Annotated in this window: 11 protein-coding genes; 1 reads left to right on the top strand and 10 read right to left on the bottom strand. The window is 48.4% G+C overall.

Features of this window, described 5'->3' with window-relative positions:
* Window positions 1-32: 32 nt before the first annotated feature.
* A complete protein-coding gene (locus LOZ80_RS19170; protein WP_238172819.1) occupies window positions 33-959 on the bottom strand; it encodes a DMT family transporter in 927 nt (308 codons plus the stop codon).
* Between the two features lie 115 nt (window positions 960-1,074).
* Here LOZ80_RS19170 and LOZ80_RS19175 point away from each other — a divergent pair, with 115 nt between their 5' ends.
* Entirely contained in the window at window positions 1,075-2,499 is a 1,425-nt protein-coding gene (locus tag LOZ80_RS19175) for an aminotransferase-like domain-containing protein (RefSeq protein WP_238172820.1), read from the top strand.
* Window positions 2,500-3,079: 580 nt separating this feature from the next.
* Here the strand turns inward: LOZ80_RS19175 and LOZ80_RS19180 are convergent.
* The 9 genes from LOZ80_RS19180 to LOZ80_RS19220 form a co-directional block, all read right to left on the bottom strand.
* The gene (locus LOZ80_RS19180) at window positions 3,080-8,320 is read right to left on the bottom strand and encodes an immunoglobulin-like domain-containing protein (protein WP_238172821.1); all 5,241 of its coding nucleotides are present in this window, start codon (window positions 8,318-8,320) and stop codon (window positions 3,080-3,082) included.
* Between the two features lie 192 nt (window positions 8,321-8,512).
* Window positions 8,513-9,382, bottom strand: a complete 870-nt coding sequence (locus LOZ80_RS19185; protein WP_238172822.1) for a carbohydrate ABC transporter permease — start codon at window positions 9,380-9,382, stop codon at window positions 8,513-8,515.
* 23 nt (window positions 9,383-9,405) lie between these two features.
* Window positions 9,406-10,362 carry an ABC transporter permease gene (locus LOZ80_RS19190; protein WP_238172823.1) on the bottom strand — a complete coding sequence of 319 codons (957 nt, stop codon included), beginning with the start codon at window positions 10,360-10,362 and terminating at the stop codon, window positions 9,406-9,408.
* A 180-nt stretch (window positions 10,363-10,542) separates the two neighbouring features.
* Entirely contained in the window at window positions 10,543-11,841 is a 1,299-nt protein-coding gene (locus LOZ80_RS19195; protein WP_238172824.1) for a cupin domain-containing protein, read from the bottom strand.
* Window positions 11,842-11,872: 31 nt separating this feature from the next.
* Window positions 11,873-13,678 (bottom strand): alpha-L-fucosidase, encoded by a 1,806-nt coding sequence (locus tag LOZ80_RS19200; protein ID WP_238172825.1) that lies wholly within the window; start codon window positions 13,676-13,678, stop codon window positions 11,873-11,875.
* An 11-nt stretch (window positions 13,679-13,689) separates the two neighbouring features.
* Window positions 13,690-15,516, bottom strand: a complete 1,827-nt coding sequence (locus LOZ80_RS19205; RefSeq protein WP_238172826.1) for a cache domain-containing sensor histidine kinase — start codon at window positions 15,514-15,516, stop codon at window positions 13,690-13,692.
* Window positions 15,513-16,529 carry a response regulator gene (locus LOZ80_RS19210; RefSeq protein ID WP_238172827.1) on the bottom strand — a complete coding sequence of 339 codons (1,017 nt, stop codon included), beginning with the start codon at window positions 16,527-16,529 and terminating at the stop codon, window positions 15,513-15,515. The genes LOZ80_RS19205 and LOZ80_RS19210 overlap by 4 nt, the downstream gene beginning before the upstream one ends.
* Window positions 16,530-16,696: 167 nt before the next feature.
* Complete coding sequence (locus LOZ80_RS19215) at window positions 16,697-19,024, bottom strand: glycoside hydrolase family 95 protein (protein WP_238172828.1); 2,328 nt, start codon at window positions 19,022-19,024, stop codon at window positions 16,697-16,699.
* Entirely contained in the window at window positions 19,021-21,399 is a 2,379-nt protein-coding gene (locus LOZ80_RS19220) for a glycosyl hydrolase family 95 catalytic domain-containing protein (protein ID WP_238172829.1), read from the bottom strand. Before LOZ80_RS19220 ends, LOZ80_RS19215 begins: the two co-directional genes overlap by 4 nt.
* Window positions 21,400-21,405 lie beyond the last annotated feature (6 nt).

Raw genomic sequence — 21,405 nt, forward strand, 5'->3', positions numbered from 1 at the left:
TTAGCTTACCATAGTGCTGCTTGCATTATTTCTTATGGATTGCGAATTTTGGATAAAAGAACACGCCACCCAGGAAGAAGCAGCTTTAAATTACCCGAGTTGGCATAAATTGTTCCAGCCATAATGATGATTACACCGGCTGCCGATACCCACGTAATCTTTTCACCATAAAGCAATACCCCGAATGCGAGGGCAATGATAGGTGAAATATAAAGCCATGTGGCCGGGAAGATCGGATTTGTCTTGGCGACAAGCCAATAGAAAAGACTATGCCCCACCATGGAACCGATTACGATTAAATACAGAAGTGATCCGACCGCACTAGTCGTTAACATGCCTCTGAAATTTATATGCTCAGTACATAAAGCCAATGCGAGAAGCATTAAGCCGCCATAGATCATCTGGACTGCATTAAGCGCGATAGGCGATGCTTGCGGGAATTGTTGAATAACTTTCTTGGCATAAAGAGCGCCACCCCCATAGAAAATCTGCCCAACTATAATAGCGCAACAACCTAGTACCCATGTGATATCAGCCGTAACGGCAAGCTGCGGAAGCACGAGTAGAATGATGCCAACGAACCCAAGAAGACAACCGAATATAGCGTTAGCATTCGCTCTTTGACGCAATACTAGCATTTGCAGCACTAAAATCATCATTGGTGCTGTAGCCGACAAAACGGCAGCGATACCGGAAGAAACATATTGCTCCGCCCAATACAAGGTTGCAAATGTACCGAATGTCAGTCCGATGCCGGTAAGCAGCATTTCTTTGTGCAGGAGAAGCTTAAAGCTGGCTTTCTTCCTCCATACCATCCACAGGAATAATAGAAGACCTGCCAGAAAGAAGCGAATTCCCGCTGAGAAGAACGGTGGCGTCGAGGCATCGACCCCAACTTTTATCGCCAAAAACGTCGTGCCAAAAATAAGACATATAAGCAAGTAATTAATAATGATCATGGATGCTCCCCCTCTTGCTCTGTATTATACAAGGCCGCAAATAGAACAGATGCAAGATAACAGAACAGATCATTCACTTTTGCTATATAATAAAAACAGAAGGGGAGAACGCGTGATGAAACGTACACAATCTTGGACAGAAACAAACAAATTGCTTTTTAAACAAGCCTACGCCCATATCGTTGCCAAAATCGAGCGCGGCGAGTTGAAAGCTCATGACAAGCTGCCATCGATTCGAATGCTCGCCCAAGAGCTCCAAATCCATAGGTTAACGGTTTTCCGGGCCTATCAGCTTCTGAAGGAGCATGAGAAAGTGTATGTCAAAGAGAAGTCGGGTTACTATGTACACCCTGGTTTTTTGGAATTTGACCTGCCCGAGCAAACAGACAGAAGCCCTGTCCCTTCTTCCGGTTTTTTGAGAAACGCTTTGTCCGAAATTCAGCAGATACCGGTTATCTACCAATTCTCGCAATCACTGATCGATCCCAATTTACTGCCTAATCTGTTCCTGTCTGAATATGTGAAGAAAGTTTTCGACATTTATCCGAAATTAATGGGCACCTACTCCAGTGCTCAAGGCGATGAGGAGCTTCGCGCGTTTCTTTGCAGTTATATGAAGCAGCAGCATCGTATTGAATTGTCTGAGAGCGATCTGTTGATAACAACAGGCGGGCAGCAGGCGATTGACTTAATCTGCAGAGTCTATGTCAGGCCGATGGATCACATTTTGGTAGAAAGACCGACTTACAGCTCAGCGCTTGACATATTCCGGCAACAGGGAGCACGGTTTATCTCGGTGGATATTCACCCTGACGGCTATGATTTGGCCAACATTGAGATGCTGATGAAACAGTACCGACCTCGCATTTTCTATATGAATCCTACTTTCCATAATCCAACAGGGTTCACGGTTCCCTCAGCTCAACGCAAGCAATTAGTCGAACTGGCTGAACGTTACCGCTGTTTGCTGATTGAAGATGATGCGATTCACGAAATGTATTTTGATGAGCCGCCTCCTGAGCCTATTTTTTCTTATGACACCGATGGATGGGTTGTGTATCTCCGCAGCTTCAGTAAATATGTAGCACCTGGACTCCGTATTTGCGCTGTCATGGGGCGTCCTTCTGTCATCAAACCGCTCAGTACCGCAAAATCTTTGGCTGATAATGGTACCCCTTTGGTTAACCAGAAAATATTCTTGCATTACTTCGACTCCGAGCGGATAAGAACACATTTGGATAAACTGCGCATCGCGCTTCAAATAAGAAAAGAAATTGTGGAGCAGGAATTAGCTGACACTGAATGGACTTGGATCAGTCCAAAAGGCGGTTTCAATTTGTGGTTGAAGCTGCCCGAGAGCATACCGATGGAGGAATTTTTGAACGAAAGTATCCGGCAATCGATCTCCTTTGTACCCGGATTAATCTGTGATCCGCTTAGAGAAATGCGTTCTTGGATTCGTTTAAGCTATTCCTTCGTCAATGAGGAACAATTGCGGGAAGGCGTCAGACGACTTGTGGATATCGCTCGAAAATACTAGCAGGGGCGAGGACGTCTCCTCTGAGGGACCTCAGTGAGGCTATTTGGGCGGGAATCGCGCAAATTGGTGCTGTCGCGGCTCATCTATCCCAAGAAAAAGCGCAGCCAGCATCGCCCATAACACGCCGCTCTCTAAATTCTGAGTCGCTGCTGCTGGCCAAGGTGTATCTCGCCCTTCAGGAGCAGCAAGAACAAAGCTAGACGGGGCAACTTGCGGTTAGGTTCTTTACATAAGAAAAACGGCATCCCCGCCCTGATAGATCAGTCTCTTCTTAGCGGCAAAGCCTTGTAAGGGAACTAGAGGACGCTAATTAGGCAAAAAGTAGGGATGCGTGAGTAATAGCGGAACTACAGGGTCTTATTTCCACGAAAACGTTGAAAATTCTCATGAAACGGCAAAATAGCGTACTGTAGTTCCCTCCCCCTCCCGAAAATGACACTTTTAGCTAGAATAGCGTATCGTAGTTCCCTTACTTCCGCGAGAGGCTGTTGGAATAGCTCCGCGAACGCGCCAAAACATATTATTTTTAGAAAAGACCACCCGCATACGCAGGTGGTCCAATCTCTTTAACTTAGCTGATCTAAATATGCAAAGCTTCCAACAGCTTATAAATCATAGCTGCCGCCTCTGCTCGCGTTGCTGACTTGGAGGCCCTGAATGTGTTATCTTCGTAACCATTCACAATGCCCGCTGCTGATGCGGCTTTCACCGCTGAAGCAGCCCATCCAGGGATGTCCGACGCGTCAGCGAACGGCTTCAAGCCAGAAACCGCTGCACTGCCGCTCGATTTCAACGCTTGCGCCATAATAACGGACATTTCTGCACGCGTAATGGTTTGGTTTGCTTTAAACAGCGTCTTACCATCTTGATCGTAACCGCTGATGAGATCCGCTTGCACCGCAGCAGCAATATCCGCTTTGGCCCACGCAGGAATGTCGCTTTGGTCAGCAAAATTAAACGTACCCGCTGAAGCCGGAAGTCCAAGCGCTTTGACCAGCAAACTCGCAAATTGTGCGCGCGTGACGGTTTCTTCCGGATGGAATGTTTGATTCTCATAGCCTTGAATAGCTTTCATTCCGATCAACCGATTCGTATAGGTAGTTGCCCAGTGTCCCACTAAATCGGTAAACAACACAGGCTCATAAGCAAAAACAGCAAACTTCGTAAAGTGATTCACATTTGCGGAAATCGTGCCGTCCTTATTCGGAGTTCCCCCAATGAAAATCCATTTCTTTTGCAATTCATTATAGTAATAGACAGCTGCCGGCTTGCCGTTTGCATTACTTTTGTAATTAAATGTAATTTCGATCGCTTTGCTAAACGTATGGCCTGATGTGTTTGTAAACTCCGTTACCGGGCTTAACACTTGCAGATTGCCTGCAGCCGGCGTTTGATCAGCCGCTAGAACCGTTACCTTCAATTGACCGTCCGCAGACAATGCTGCTGCCGGAACCTTGAATTTCACGACATCCTTAATGTTGCCTTCCGTGCCGCTCCCAGCCTTGACATCCATTTGTACGCTTTGTACAGATTCCTTAACAACTGGTGTTGTCGGTGTCGGTGTCGGGTTCGGAACTGGTGGATCGCTCGGCGTAGAGTCACTTTCTTCATAAACTTCGACGGTACGTACAAGCTCTTTCGCTGAATTCCCAGCTACGTCCATCACGTTGTAATGAAGGGTGTACGTATTAATACTATTCGTGTCCACTGTGCCTGTAACGATTACTTTCCCGGCAAGACCGATATTATCCGTTGCTGAGGCGCCTTGTTCCGTATACGTGGAACCTCTTCTCAGCCTTATGCTCGATTCTCCGATCAGCGTGATAACCGGGATGACCTTGTCAATCTTCACAGTCAACGACAAACTCACTTTGTTGTTTAGATTATCTATACCGCGGAAAATCAGTTCGTGCACGCCTTGCTCTGCAATAGTGAGCAGCTTATTGCTTTCATAAGGCTTGTAACTCAGTTCATTGTCTCCATCCAGAGACAGCTCTATCGTTGATGAGGTGCTTGGCGCATAGACACTCGCATAGACACTCACCGTTACAGGCTGATTCGTCCATGAATCCTGAACATAGGGCTGCCCATTCGCAATCAAGCTGCCTTGAAGCTCAATCGTTGCTGGATTAGCGCCCTTGACGGTCGCAGTAAACAACTTCGTTTGGCTGACATCCCCTCTTTGAATCGTAGCAGTCAAAACGACTATCGTATTGTTGTTTGGTCGGACGAGCTTGCCATCATTTCCGATGACAGAAGGTTGCGAGCTTTTCCACACCACCGTTGCCCCGTGTTCACCTGCCGTCGGCAGCACAATGTCATCCGTAACATGATCTAATGCACCTAATGTTAATTTATTGATTGTGTCGGTTACTGCCTGTTGATTCGTATAAGCAATAGGATTAACGTAAATTGGATTCGAATAGAACCACAGATCTTTATAGTTCCGGTCATTAATATTGTTAAAACGTGTCGTGTTATCCCCATCATCCGTTTTCGGATCAAGGAGTGGATTTCCTTGCGCATCTGTTTCTCCCGGAACATTCATCCCCAGATTCGTCCCTCTTAACCGGAAATACTGGTTATTTTTCGCTGCTCCCAAATCATAGTGAATGACATTGTAACCGTCGCTGTCTGTTGTCCAATCCTTACTAGTGAACGTTGCGATTACTTTGGTAGAATCGTTAGTGTCTTTCTCATAGGCTGGTGTTCCAGGTGCAGCTAACCCAGTCACATCGCCTGCAATAAGATCCACATGGTCTACGACAGGAGCCATATTCGCTGAAATCCCCTTATCAACAGGTATTTCATAATTATTTTTAGTTGGACTTTTAAAGCGAATAGTCAGTTTGAGAGGATCGCCTTCCTTCACAGAAACCAGCGGGTTCTTGGCGCCCATCTCCAGCTTGCCATTACTGCCTTCAATATTAAAATCCAAGGCTTGAATGAGATCGCCATAGACGGAGAAGGATTTCCCAGAGCGCATACCATTCAGGATGGCTTGCATATCGTTACCATTGGTCCATGTATAATTCTTCGAATATTCACCTGGCCAGTATCCACTGGAGTAAGGGTTAATAATTTTGAAATGGTAATCCGAGTTGGCAAAGTTCCAATAATTGCGGCCTTCGCCCAGAAGCGAGTCCCACACGCCGCCAACCTTCGCAATCATATAGTCCGAACCACCAAAAGATCTATTTTTATATTTATCATCGGCTGTAGGATCGCTAGTATTGTAGGTCGTGTTATAACCGCCTCTATCCGGCTCCATTTGGCTGCCAATCATGCCTTCAAATCCAAAATTAATGTCTGGAGCGGCGTTGTTGAAATCACGGAGCGCTGCTGCTGTCGTTTTGCCTGCCCCTCTGGACGGATGCGTCACAATGAAATAGCTTTTCGTATCATTATTGCTGTTCTTCCCATAATTCGTTTGCAGCCATTGGAGAGCTTTCAAAGAATCCTGGTGATCAAAATTCGTTATTTTACTATTCTGCGTCTTCCAAGTTGCAATATCATCTGGATTAAACAGATTTTCTGCTCGATCTGTAAACAGATATTCAAATTGATTCGCTGCTTTTAACGCTTGATTCGACCCTGGGTTATCCGTAAGAATCCCAATGGCCGCATGGTCATGCTTCGGAATATCCCATTCAAATCCAGAGAAAATCGTTTTGTTCGGATATTTCCCAGCGTTTTGCAAGCTATTTACTTTAGGAACTTCATAATTGATTGCGCCTTGCGAGAACGGAATAGGTCCACCCGGCACATCAACCCCTTCGTCATCCCGCTTGGAGGAGCGCAAATGGTTGGCTGTAGCCATCCAGTCCAGTCCGTACTTGGTAAAAGCTGTGTCTAGTACACTCTCTAGAGACGACTGCGCATCGTCGGACTCAAAGGTGTGAACGTGAAATTCACCTGTCAACCATTTTCCTACATTAGCCTCTTTTTCTTTCACCGTTACGGTAAAAGGCTTGCTCACTGTCATATTTCGTTTGGTTATCGTCGCTGTCAAAGTCGCAGTTGCGGAACCTGTTCCAGCAGCAGGGCGATGAACAGTTCCATCCTTCTCAACAACGGAAGAGCGATCCGTTGCCCATGTCAACGTCGTTCCGCTCGCCCCCGTCAACGGCAAGGTTAGATTCCTTGTTAGTTGGCTTACGTCTCCAAGACTGAGCGCATTCTTCTCAATCTCGACAAATCCCGCATCTTGCGCTTGTACGAGTGCTTGAACTTCTCCTGCGTTCAACGTTCGTGCATATATACGGAAATCGTCTAATTGCCCATCAAAATAAGGATCATTGCCGGCTTGCGGCTTACCAAGATAATTATTAACCGTAGCACCCAAATGCGAAAGCGGGTTATTTACGTTGATACTCTTCTTATATTTGCCATCGATATAGATGGTAGCTGTCGTCCCCGAGAAAACAACGGCAACATGCGTCCAGATCCCTGTTGGTATATCGCTGATGTGATCGCCATTCTGGCTGCCGTTGTCATTATAAAATAAATAATAGCCTTCATTATCCAGAGTTAAGGCGAAAGAGTTTTTGTTGCCTGCTTCGCCATTTCCAAAGTCAAAAATGCGTGCCCATTGTTTTCTTTGATCTATTTTCACCCAAGTGGCAACCGTCAGTTCATTCGTGTTCAACGGCACACCGACAGGCAAGCTGACATAATCGTCAGTTCCGTCCAAATCGACAGCCCCTGCGTTCAAGCCGCTCTTCCAGGCAGCTCCGCCAACCAGACTGGCATTCAATCCGCCTGCGGCAGAATTCCCTGCAGTCGTACCGCTATTCTCATTAAATGTAAAATGGGATATCGTCGAATGATCCAAATACGTATTGAACGTATCCTCGACGATTTGTTGCATGCTAGTGCTGACAACAGGTTTTTTCGCCTTATAACCATAAGGGAAGCTCGTGCTTTCAGTATCCAGAGCAAGCGAATTGTAATCGAAGGATAGCGCGCCATTAGCAGCGAGTGTAATCCTCATCTGTACCAAATCTTTACCACGATCTCTACCGATGATTAAGGGAATGCCGTTGATCATTGTTTTTAGATTCCGGTGAGCATGTGCTCCCAGCACGGCATCTACACCGACCAATTGATTCATTACATCAATAATAGGGCCTGAGACATCATCGTTTTGTTCTTCATGAATATTAGCCAAGACGATCTGTGCGCCTTCAGCTCTCGCATCCACAGCCGCTTTGTTGACCTCAGCAGCAATATCTTTAAATTTGTAGGCGTCAACCGTTCCTGGAAGCGCATATTGGGTATCGGTCGTAACAGCGCCGATGACGGCAATTTTCACGCCATCTTTGGTGAAAACCTTGTATGCGTCCAAGACGCGTTGATCATTGTTTTCGTCTGCATCGTTATCTTTATAGTAGAGGTTTGCTGCTAATAATGGATACGTGGCTGGCACATTTTGTGTAACCTTATCCAGTCCCCAGTCAAACTCATGATTGCCAAGAGCAGACGCTTCCACACCCATCGCATTAAACATCTTCATCACAGATGTGCCCTGCGAATACTCAGACACGTTCGTCCCCCTGTAGTTGTCGCCTCCGCCTAAAACCAGAGAACGCGCAGGGTTCTGACTTTTGATCTCTTCAATGTTGCGAGCCATGACAGACACAATGGGGTAGTTATTGTCGTTGTCTACCAGTGTGCCATGTAGATCTGGTATTTGCAGAATATCAAATACCTTGTCCCCAGCAGTCGCATAAACGCCTGTTAAGGGAATACTTTGACCAATCAGCACTGCCCCAAGCGTCGAACATACAATGAAACGTTTCAACTTCTTAAATGACATCATTTCTCCACCTATCCATTTTTGTTTCTCTCTTTGTTTGTGCGATGATGAGCCTCATCACATCAACCAAAGTATAGCAAACAGAATCTGAATGATGGGTTAAATAATTGTTAACGCTGCTTCGCTGTCCAGCCGGACGCTTGCCACACGTTCGGCCAAGAATCCAGCAAGCTCACGCCTCGTCAAGCATACTTATTAAGATTTGATAGAACCGACCAGCATGCCTTTGATGAAGTGCTTTTGCAAGAACGGATAAATGAGCATGATCGGAATCGTCGCTATGACGATAACCGCCATTTTTAAGCCTTCCGGCGAAACAAGCGCCATTAATTCCGAGGTGACGTCGGAGGAGCCCATATTGTCCGTGATGACAATTTCGCGCAATCTCACTTGCAGCGTAATTAGCGTTCGCTTGTCGATATAGAAGATGGCTTGCGAGTACATATTCCAGTTCGCAACGGCATACATGATGCCCATCGTCGCCATTACCGGCTTGGACATGGGCAAGACGATGTTCCAGATCATGCGAAACTCGCCACAGCCATCAATTCTTGCTGAATCCAAAAGTTCATTCGGCAAATTCATAAAGAAAGAACGCATCACGAAAAGATTATAAGCACTGATAGCGGAAGGAATCATCAACACCCATAAGGTGTTGAGCATGTGCAAATTCTTCAGCAGCAAGTAATTCGGAATGAGTGGCGCGTGGAAAATCATCGTTATCAAGACAAAAACGAGAGCCATTTTCCGATAAAGATATTCGGGTCTCGACAACGGATAGGCAAGACTAGCTGTTGCCAGCAGGTTAATCAAGGTACCAAAAACCGTAATAATCAAACTATTTCGGAAAGCCACCCATATGGAAGCATCTTTTAGGATCAAATGATAATTCTCCAAAGTAAATCCGACAGGCCAAATGCCTACCGCTCCGCTATTAATAGCAGACGCGTTGCTGAACGATTGTGCAAGCACGTTCAAAATTGGCAGCACCATCGTAAGCCCGATGACGAACAGCAGGATGATGTTGAACAGTTGGAAAGCGCGCTGGCCTTTTGTTAGAATCAAAGCTTTCACCTCCTCGGCAGTAATTAATAAAGTCCGTCGCCGGTCATTTTTTTGCTCAACATATTACCAGACACAATCAGGATCAAGCCGACAAATGATTTGAAAATACCGATCGCTGTCGTGTAGCTATACTGCCTGTCGACAAGTCCTGCCCGGTAAACATACGTATCAAGGATTTCTCCATTCTCACTGTTGAGCGGGTTCAGGAACACGAATACGCGCTCAAAGCCGAAGTCCATAAATCGTCCAATATGCAGCAAGAACAAAATTGTGATTACCGGCAGAATCGATGGCAAGGTAATCGAAATCGTTTGACGTAATCGGCCAGCCCCGTCGATGTCTGCTGCTTCATACAGATCGGGGTTAATCCCAGCGATGGCTGCCAAGTAAATAATGGTGCCCCAGCCGCTGTCTTTCCAAATACCGGATCCAATCAGAATCGTGCGGATAAAGCTATTTTCACCAAGAAAGTAAATCGAATCGATATGAAAGAAAGCTAGTACATGATTAATAGCGCCGTTGGTCGGGGACAGCAAGCTGACAATCATCCCTCCGACAATAATCCAAGATAGAAAATGGGGCATGTAGATGACCGTTTGCACGATCCTTTTATAAATGCTAATTCGGACTTCATTGAGCAGCAGCGCCAGAATAATCGGTACCGGAAAGGCGAAGATTAGATCATAGGCGGCAATCAACAGTGTATTTTTTAAAATGATCAGAAACTCGTCATACGCAAACATTCGCTGGAAATGAACGAAACCCACCCAAGGACTGCCAGAAATCCCCTTGAAAATATTAAAATTCTGGAAAGCGATCGCCGATCCGAATAAGGGGATGTACTTGAAAATGACAAAGTAGATGAGACCCGGAATCGAAATGACGTACAACGGCCAGTGTTTGAAAAAGAAGGCCCTTTTGCTTTTCGTATTTGCAAATTGATAAAGCACTTGTCCGGAAGTATCCGTTTTTGAAGCCATGTGTATTACTCCTTTCTATGCTGTCAGCATTTGCATTTATCATACTATAGGCTTGAATACGCATACATGTGGAAACTTCGAAGCTACATGTGTTTTTTTATGGTCCGATGCTTAATGACGAAAAAATGAGATGGCGCCCAAAAAAAAGAAGCTGCTCGCTAGGAGACAGCCTCTTCATCCTTATTTGCCTACTTCAAATATGATCGCTTTAAGCGGTGCTTCGCCGTCATTCTCCAAGCCATGCTTCCACCACGGCTTGTTGAGCAGAACGTCGCCTGCCCGCACTCGGTAAGTCTCGCCATTGACCGTCATCTGCCCCGAACCAGCGAGTACGATGTAGATTTCCTCGTCATCCCGATGTCCGTGATAGCCGATCGACGCTCCCGGAGGGATCTCGCTGTAACCCAAAAACTTGATCGGCGTCTCAAAGTCAGTTCCGTCGAACAGTCTGGCGCCTCGCACCTTCCCCAGTCCGTGGTGGCTGACGCTGTCGTGGGTTTCTGCCTTCAGATAGTTGCGGACTATCATCGGACCATAGCCCCAACTGGGCGATGTGTCCACGGGACGACCTTCAGACAGCGACTGCCGGGCGTAATGGGCAAGCGCCTGGTTCTTGAGATAATCCCTGCCGCTTGTCTCCGCAGGACGCCCCTGCTCCAGTGACAGCAGGAACTCGTCGAACGGTCCTGGCGCTGCTGCATCTGCAAAGTCAGCGATATGGATCGTGCCGGCTTCCGTCGTCAGTGTTATTTGTTTATCAACAAATAAAATAGTCCCCTTCGTCCCCTCGATACGCCAATCGCCCGTCCAATCCGTCTGACGGCCGAATGTGCTCGTCGAGCAGCGCAGCGTCGCTTGAATCCCCATTTGCATGTCCATAACAATCTGCATCTGATGGCGCTTCACAGCATACAGCTTGCCCACTTCCCGCCCCGTCCAATAACGCAGCAGGTCAAAATGATGCACGTTCAGCTCTTCCAGCACGCTTGCTGGGTCTTCGAAATCCCGCTTATCCTTGTCCCGCTGCCGATAAAAGTCGCAATCCAAAGTCAGCAGATCGCCAATAGCCCCCTCGCTAAGCAACTGCTTGAGCTTGCGCGAAGCGGGATATGTGCGGTAATTCTCGGCAATCATGAGCGGAATGCCTTCGCGTTCTGCTCGCTCGACGACAGCGACCGCATCTTCATAATTGGCGGCAATGGGCTTTTCACAGAAAATCGGTAGTTTGTGGTCGAGTGCCAAATGGTTGATGGCCGTATGCGATTGACGCGGTGTAACATTGATAATAATATCTGGACGCTCGCATTCAATCGCTTCTTCTACCGAGGTGTAAAAAGGCACATCTTCCCCGTTTAACACCGCTTTCTTATCGGGGTTCGTATCGACGACCGCAAGTTCAATCCTGTCTTTATAGACACCGCGCATCCGGCGGTACCAAGCCGATCCAAACCCTCCCAAACCGATTAACACTGCTTTCATTGCGATGCCCTCCTCTTATTGATGCACAGCTTCAGGTCATTTCCACGCCATCCAGGACAATTGCTTTCAAGCAAATGAAGGAATCAGTTGAGAGAACGGCTGCTTTGACCCGCAGCACATACTCGCCCGCTTCGGAAATGCTGGCCTGGCCGATTTCTTTAACCGCAAAGGCATAGAAACCCCCAGTTGGCTGAATATCCACAACTTGGCGCATGATCGTCTTCTGATCCCGCTGCGAGCTGATTGTGACCTCTAGGGCTCCGCCGCCATCGATAGCGCCGTACTTCATGGAGACGCGATAGGTCCCCGGCTCTCCTGCACGGAAGTTCCACGCAGCCTGATCATCTGAACTTTTCCAATGAATGAGATTATCGTGATCATCTTTCCCTGTATCATAACGCAGGGTAGTCCCTGCAAGATCAGCATCAAAAGCACCGAAAATATTCGAATATCGATTAGGATGCAGCAACTGAAGTGGATTCGCATCGCATTCGCCTGCCAATTCAACCGCTATGACAGGAATCAGTGTATTAGCAAACTCACTAGGAACTACAATCCATACATCTTCTTCACTCATTCGCTGCACTTCCAGATTTGCTTGATTGGGATCAGCAAGCACATAGGCTTTCACAACAGCACTTCGCAGCCCTGGCACAATCAACTCGCCATTCGCCGGCCAATCGAATATGTGCAAATACAACGTATTCCCCTTGGCTGTGCATCTGCCCCACGGCGGCTTGCCAATTGGGCTTCTGCGCGAACCATGAACAGCGCTGTTATTGATTTGCATCCATGCGCCGATCTCCTTCAGCAGTTCCAGTGATTTGGGATCGAATGAGCCATCGCCCATCGGCCCAACATTGATCACGAAATTACCGTTCAAACTCAGAACATCAATCATCTGGCGCAGCGTCGTCTCGGCGGATTTCCAGTTGTGATCATTGGCTTTGTATCCCCACGAATCATTCAAAGTGGCGATAGATTCCCAATCTTCCCTCGGAACGCGCACATGTGGCTGATTATCCGAACTGTTCCCGTAATCGCCGTAGGGCTCCATCCAAACGCGGCGATTTACCAGACAATCTGGCTGCACCTGCTGGATTTGCTCAATGAAAGCTGCACCCTGCTCGGCCGTCAGCTTATGACCGCAGTCGAACCAAATAAGACCAACAGGTCCGTATTTCTCCAGCAGTTCTTTCACTTGCGGCAAAGCAAACGTGTGCAGATAATGCTCATAGCGGGTACGTTTATCTTCATCTGTAATCCAAAAAGCTACATTGTCATAAGCTCCAATATTGCCCGGGTAATCCCATGTATTTCCTTGAGAATCGGGATGATGCCAATCCATGGAGTGCGAGTAGTAGATGCATAGCTTAATCCCTTCCTCTCGGCAGGCGTCCGCTAATTCCCTTAGAGGATCACGGCCGAAAGGCGTCCGCTGGACAATGTTATAGGTCGATACCTCCGAGTCATACATGGAAAATCCTTCGTGATGCTTGGCTGTGAAAATCAAATACTGCAGCCCAGCCATTTTCGCCAATTGGACCCATTGCTTGGCATCAAAATGTTCGGCGCGGAATTGCCCCGTGATCTCCTCATACTCAGCAATCGGAATTTGCGCGCGCAGCATCAAATGCTCGGCATAAGAGGCGCGGACTTCCTCACCTTTCCAAATCCCACCTGGCAGCGAATACAAGCCCCAGTGAATGAACATGCCTACACGCGCTTCCCGCCACCACGCCATTTTGGCGTCATGGTGGCGGTCCTGCTTGCTGGCCAAACCGCCTGTTTGCGCTTCCTGCCCCTCATTATCCAGTAAATCCTCTCGTTCTATCATGGAGCTGTCTCCTATCTGTTCTTGCCTAATACAGGCATGATCATCGTCAGTTTCGTTCCCTTGTCAATCTCACTTTCAATTCTCAACCCATATTGATCGCCAAATACCATTTGAATCCGTCGATGCACATTGACGATACCGATGCCGCCAAGTCCGCTGGCTCCTGGAGAAGGACCCATCTCCCGGTCAGCAAGTTGGTTAGCATCCAGTTTCTCTCGCAGTTCAGCAAGCTTCTCTTCACTTATGCCTGCGCCATTATCCTCGATACTCACCCAGAAGATACCCTCATCTTCTCCGGCATGGATGCGGATATAATGATAATCCTCAACCCCCTCCGGGAAGGCATGCTGGAAAGCATTCTCTACAAGCGGCTGCAGTGTTAACCGAACCATATTGTGGAGCAGATAATCCGGAGGGACGGCTACGTCGACTTCGAACTCCCTGCCGATTCTATGCTGAAGCACCACCAGGAAGTACAGGACGTGCTTGAGTTCGCTCGCTACCGTAATCTCTTCCAAATTCGTTCGTACCGAATAACGGAGCATATACGATAAGGCTTTGACGATTTCAGAGATTTCCCGCGAATCGCGAATGACCGCATAACAAACGATCGTCTCCAGTGTGTTATAGAGAAAATGCGGATTAATTTGCAGCTGCAGCGATTGCAGCTCCGCCTTCTGCCGCTCCATTTGGCTTTGCTGATCGCTGAGTTCGGCCTGATACACCTTATCAACCAACTCCGAAAGCCGGTTCACCATCAAATTATAGCGGCTCATTAATTCAACAATTTCGTCGCGATGCTCCGGAATCGGGATCATCGCCCAGTTGCCTTTCTCCGTCTGACGCATCGCGCTTTTCAGGACACGGATCGGACCTGTGATCGTCTTGCCGAATCGGAAGGCGATCCACAGCGCCAAACATAGCGTGAAAAATCCGACAACCATCGTCGTAGTTCGAATTGTATTCACAGGCTTATGCAGCTCGTTGACCGACATCGACACAACCAACCGCCAATTGCCATATTTGGAGCTGCGGCTCATGAACATCTCCGCTTTGCCATCCAGCTGGGCCGTGAACGCCTGGGGTCCCGCTTGCAGAACCTGCTGCTGGATCACATCAGGCAGGTTCGTGCCCACCTTGGTCACGTCGGGGTGATACACATATTTCCCATTCTCGTCGGCAATGAAGAAGTAGCCGTTCTCCCCAAGCTCGATGCCCTTCCAGAGCTCTGTAAGCTCAGCAGCGCGCAGTTCAATGGCCAAGATTCCTTTGGGCTCCGATGAGGAAAGTCCACGTATGCGCCTGACAAGCGTCAACATTAAATTATTCTGATCCGGCAAGATGCTGTGATTCATGACGCTAAGTACGCCTTCAGGATTAGTCCCCGCTTTGTAAAATGCCAATTGCTGCTGAATTTGCTCTTTGCTGAAAGATTCCCCATTCGTGTCGTTGAAAAAATACATCGCATTATCGTTAAAGCTAATCATAAAAATGTCAGCGATTTCAGGATTGCGAATAAAAGCTGGCACGATGCCAAGTTCCTTGATCACCTTGCGCAGCTCATAATAGGGATAGCCATTCTCCCCTTGCGGGAGGTCTATAAAACGTTTTACGTCATTGCTGTTCAAGAGCGATACCATCGACCGCTCGTATGCGCGAATGTAAAGGTCCGTATGGTGCACCGCATTGTCAACGACCTGTGACATTTGATTTTCCACGAGATGGTCAAGCTCTCCGGAAGACGCCCGGTACGAGAAGATACCAACGCTTGCCAAGGAAATCAGGATGACAATCAGGTAGGAAAGGAAAAGCTTCTTAAATAAATTCAGGTTTTTCATTTGATCCCGAGCGATAAACGGTATTCCGATGGTGAAATTCCGAATATTTTCTTAAACGTTTTGGTAAAATGCGGATAGTCATCATAGCCGACCTCGGCCGCCACATCGACGGTGCGCTTGTGAGGAATGGAAAGAAGTTCGCGCGCTTTTTCCATCCGCTTATGAATGCGATAACTGACGAATGTTTCGTTGGTCAGCTTTTTGAATAGAGCACTGAAATAAGTAGGCGTGATGCCAACGATATCGGCTACTTCTTTCAAAGAGATTTCAACGGACAAATGCGTGTCGATATACGCCTTTGCTTCCTCCATGGGATCTTTGAAGTTCCCCCGGCGGGAAGTTAGGAGATCATCTGTAAACGCTTGCAACCTGATCTCAAATTCGCGAAACAGATCCGCTTTGGACGATGCCAGGAAGGGTTCGGAAATCCGCAATTGAAACGGGCATTTCTTCTCTTGAAAATACTTCTGCAAGAGCGCAGCCGCATCATTCATGAGCTCCTTCAATTGCTGGACAGACACTTGCGCACAGTGATCCCGCCATTCGACCAGAAGCTTGGAGCGCTCATCCGTTTGCAAAGACCAGATGCTTTGCTCCATCCGTTCTATCCAATCCACATACTTGGAAACCGGTATATACCCAGGCGTCCGCGTTTTCAGAATCTGATCGAACAGTTCATGCAAATCTGGCGGCGTAACAGGTTTTAATACATAGTGCTTGACCCCGTAGGATAAACACTTTTGGGCATAATCGAAATCGCCATAACCGGAAATGACGACCATTAGAATATGCGGGTAATTCGCTTGCACATTTTGACAAAGCTCCAGACCGTCCATTTTGGGCATACGAATATCCGTAAGCAAAATGTCAGGTTCCGCCTGAGCGATTCGCTCCATGGCCTCAAGTCCGTTTACAGCGGTTTCTATAGCATCAAATGAGTGGGCATATTCCTGCGCCATCTTCGTTAATCCGTTGCGAATAATCGGTTCGTCATCTACAATCAGCAATCTCATACGCCAAGCCTCCACCTTTCATGTTGTAAAAGAGCTATCCCTATGAGTTAGCTTACTATAGTATAGACGAAATGAACAATGGATCTGTTTCCATCATACCGCAACGCGAGTAGCCCTGATATGTCCAAACTTTAGCCTATAATGTGTTTTTTTATGATCCAGCCTGTTCATCTGTTCTCTTCTGATTTCTGGCACAAGCGATAAGTTTGACCTGCTTGCACAGGAAAAGCCATGATCAAGCCGTCATATTGGCATGCTGTTTCATTCCCATCCTCGAGCTGAACTTGAAGTTTATTCTCGTAACGCAGGCAGCACACGCCATTTTGAGCAGCTCGCACCGTGGCTTCTTGCAGTTGCCCATCCTGCCAACTGATGTCGATGCCGAATGCTCCGCGAGCACGCAGGCCCTTCACTGCTCCATTCCGCCACTTGGCTTTGGGCAGGGCTGGCAGCAGTTCAATCACACCGCTGTGCGATTGCAGCAGCATTTCAGCTATGCCTGCGGTTGCGCCAAAGTTGCCATCAATTTGGAACGGCGGATGACAATCGAACAGATTCGGGTATGTGGAGGTTGCGAGCAGCTTCCGCAAATGATCGTAAGCGGCATCTCCATCGCCGAGTCTCGCCCAGAAGTTCATTATCCATGCGCGGCTCCATCCGGTATGACCGCCACCGTTCGCCAATCGACGCTCAAGTGTGCGCCTGGCCGCTGCCGCCAGTTCCGGCGTCCGATGCTTGTCGATCATTTCTCCCGGGTGCAGAGCGAACAACTGCGAGATATGACGGTGTCCTGGCTCCGCTTCCTCATAATCCTCCAACCACTCCATAATCTGTCCATGCTTGCCGATTTGAATAGCAGGCAGCTGCTTGATCGCTTTGTCCAAACTGCCGCGAAATGCTTCATCCATCCCCATGATGCGCGATGCTTCCAAGCATGCGCTGAACAGTGTATGGACAATTTGTATATCCATGGACGGTCCCATACATAAATTTCCCTGAACTCCGCTTGCAAGGATAAATTTATTTTCCGGAGAAATCGAAGGACCTGTCACGAGACGTCCTTCGGCGTCTTCAACCATGTAAGCAAGCAGGAATTGCGCCGCTTCTTTCATAACAGGGTATGCTTTGTCCTTAAGGAACGTTTGGTCCATGCCAAACCGATAATGCTCCCACAAATGCAGCGATAGCCAAGCGGCTCCAAGCGGCCATATGGAGGAAGACACGAGCATCCCTTCGACCTGCGTTTCGCCCCACATATTCGTATTATGATGAGCAACGAAGCCGCTGCAGCCATAGAGCGTTTCCGCTGTCCTCCGCCCCTGAGGCTGCATGCGTGCGATCAGATCGAACAAAGGTTCATGACATTCAGCAAGTCCGCATGATTCTGCAGGCCAATAATTCATTTCCGTGTTGATGTTAATTGTGTATTTGGACTCCCATGGCGGTGTGAAACTATCATTCCAGATGCCCTGCAAGTTAGCGGCCAAACTGTTCGGTCGTGAACAAGAAATAAGCAGGTACCGCCCATATTGATAAAAGAGTTCGACCAATCCTGTATCGTCCTGTCCGGCCTTGACGAGGTCAAGCCTCTTGTCCGTCGGAAGTGCCGCAGCGGTCTCCGTTGTTCCCGCAGATACACGCAGCGAAACCCTCTCGAATTTCTCACTGTATTCATCAAGATGATTACGCTGCAGCTGCTCATAACTTTGTGCTGCTGCCGCTTCAATACGCGCAAGGCAAGTCTCCTCCGGCATCGCCGAGCGGAATGTCGACTCTGCCGAGATCAGCAGCGTCACCGCGTTCGCTCCTTCCACCGATAGGGAGTCGCCGATTGTTCGAACAAGTCCGCCTTCGGGAATAGCTTTCACGACACAGCAGAAAGAAACCCCATCCTTGCCGCATTCACCTGTCATTCTGATCGTGTCCTGCGCTAGTGCCTTGCTGCCTGCATCGTAAGGACGGCGCATCAGATTCGCGCTAAAGGTCAGCCCGCCTGGCTGATCGCATGCCACACGAACGACAATGACTTGATCGGCGGCACTGCTGAAGTATTCACGCCGATAGCCGCTACCACCCAGACGGTAGCGAACCGTGGATACCGCTGTCTGCAAATCCAGCTCGCGCTGGTAAGACTCCGCAGGCTGTTGATGATCGTAAAACCATAAAAGCAAATCGCCAAGCGGCTGGTATGGACTATAATATTTGGGACCGGACATGAGGGCCATCCGGCTCAAATGCTCGGCCTCCTTCTGTTTGCCTTCCGAAAGCAGCCGGCGTATCTCTGCCAAATGCTTCGGGGTATCGGGATTGTCCCCTTGCTTGGGACCGCCATACCATATGGTGTCTTCATTCAACTGGATTTTTTCTTGCGCCAGCGTCCCATAAATCATGCCGCCTAAACGTCCATTTCCAATCGGCAGCGCTTCGTCCCACTTGCTGGCCCATTGTTCATACCATAGTTTTAAATTCGAGTTTCCTTCTGCAGCTGTAATCATTTCAGTGCCTCCATCCCTTCACTCGGTCTCAGTAGAACTTGCAGCAGCAGCGGCGTTTCACTGATAGATACCGCTTTCAGTGATTGCTGAAATTTTTCATAGCCTTTTACTCCAACTGCTGTCGCAGGAAGAAGCACGTCGATTTGCTTATTTCCACTGGTTGAACGAAGCGTAATATCGAGTCGTCCTTCCGTAACATCCCAGTCCATTTCGCATGCCACACCGCCTCTGGCAAGCAGGGGTCCTGCCTTCCCTTGGGTCCAGCGGGAGGGCAGAGCTGGCATGATATGAACTTCGCCAGGAATGGAGAAGAGAAGCATTTCCTGCATCGCCGAAGTCCATCCCATATTCGCATCCAGTTGGACAGGTGCCCAGTCCATATCAACGCCGATGCCCATCCCCCGCCAGTCATTATGCAGCGTGATGAGATTATTCATGACACAAGAGCGGCTTACTATCTCTAAACATTCCAGCGCTTGATCCCCTGCGCCCATACGGGCATAATTATTGGCCATATGAGCCAGAGACCAACCAGACTGCTCTTTAAGTCCGATAACAAGCCGCTTTTCGATCGCTTTGACAAAAGCACCGAATAATTCAGGGTCAGAATGCTTGTTCACTTCGGTTCCAGGAAAAACAGGATACACATGCGACTCGTGACGGTGATGATAATTGTCTGTGAAGAGAGGGTGCATCCATTCCGTTATCGCGCCATCCGCATTGATCTGATAAGGCGGAATTCGCTCCAGCATTTCACGCCACTTCGGAATATCTTCGGTATATTGACCGGCTGCTATTGCCCCTTCAATCAAGTGAGTCAGCAGCTCCTTGGCAATCGCGAAGTCCATCGTGGCATTCATCGTCGTCCCCATAGAAACACCCTTTGTCCAGTAGTTTCCAGGTGTGTTTTCCGGAGAGTTGGATGGCGAACTGACGGAATAGCCTGACTCCGAGAGCGTAAAGAAATCCTCATAGAACAGAGCGGCTTCACGCATGAACGGCAAGGCCCGCTCCCGCAGAAATTGAATATCTCCTGTATGCAGATAATAATCGTAATAATGCTGGCTAACCCAACCGGCTCCACCCGTCCAGTGGATGATATGAGGAGAAGTATGTTTAAGCAGTCCTGAATCCGGAGCGCTAGGGGCAGGAATGTAGATCCCTCGGCAGCCGTACAAACGGCTTGCATTCGTGCGGAAATCCGCCATATGCTTATCCATGTAATTAAATACGGCTAGCAGCAGTTCAGGCATATTGCCGGATAGCGCCTGCCAATATATCATCTGCAAATTCTCGTTAACCATATGGAAAGCCCACATGGCATCGTAATCGCCGCACCATAAACCGTATAGATGGCAAGGCTGGCCGTGCTTGCTTGAGCTTGAAATTAATAAATAACGGCCAAAAGCCCACATTTTCTCCACTAATGCATCAGGCGTTTCCCCCTGATAAGCTTGCCGCAGCAGCTCTTCGTTCGATAATTCCCGGCCTTCGGCCATTAGATCGAAGGTCACGGAGCCAAATAACCGGCCATGTTCAGCAGCATGAGAAGCTAGCAGCGAACTGTAACTTGGATCGAGTCCAGATACATCAGCCTTCAACTGGGCCCACTCCGTATGGCGCTCCCCACGTGCGAACAATTTCATGATGACAAGCACAGAATCTGCTTCCTTGACAGCAAGACCTCCCGGGATTGCTTCAATAGAGCCGTTGCGACTTATGACCCGAGCTACAGCGCCGAAATCGGAGCCGTCGCTATTCTGGGCAGCATAATAGAGGAACTCCCCTTCACTTCTAGTTTCAGCCAGTTCAGGAAAAACAACACCTTGCCGGCGCACATCCCGCTTATCGTGCAATTGCAGCAGCAAGTTGGCTTCAATCCGCTTGGGTCCTTGTTTACGAATTTCATAGACCACACAATCATCCGTCCGCGATACGAATAAAATCCGCTCATACCGGGTATCCCCATCTGTCCAACTCACGTTCACCTCTCCAGATTCCATCGCTAGCGTTCGTTTGTAATGACGGAACGCATGGCGAAGCGGCATGAACACTTTCAAATCACCTAACGGCAAGGGTGAAGCCATTTTCGGTTGATAGCCTTGCTTCAGAAGGGCATCGGGCAAGACGCGGTCCGCCTTGGGCGCTTCGCCTTCAAGCAGCAATCGACGTACTTCCGGGAGTGCCGAACTGACATCTGGAAGTTCGGGTGCCTGTCCGCCCCACCATAGATCTTCGTGATTGAGCAGCACGGTTTCTTCGTGCACGCCACCATAGATGGCGGCCCCAACTCTCCCGTTGCCGGAAGGCGTAGCCTCCCTCCACAGTGAACGCCACCATGAAGCAGGATAGCTCATCGTTATGAAATTCTTCATTCTAAG

The organism is Paenibacillus sp. HWE-109, assembly GCF_022163125.1.
Classification (GTDB): domain Bacteria; phylum Bacillota; class Bacilli; order Paenibacillales; family NBRC-103111; genus Paenibacillus_E.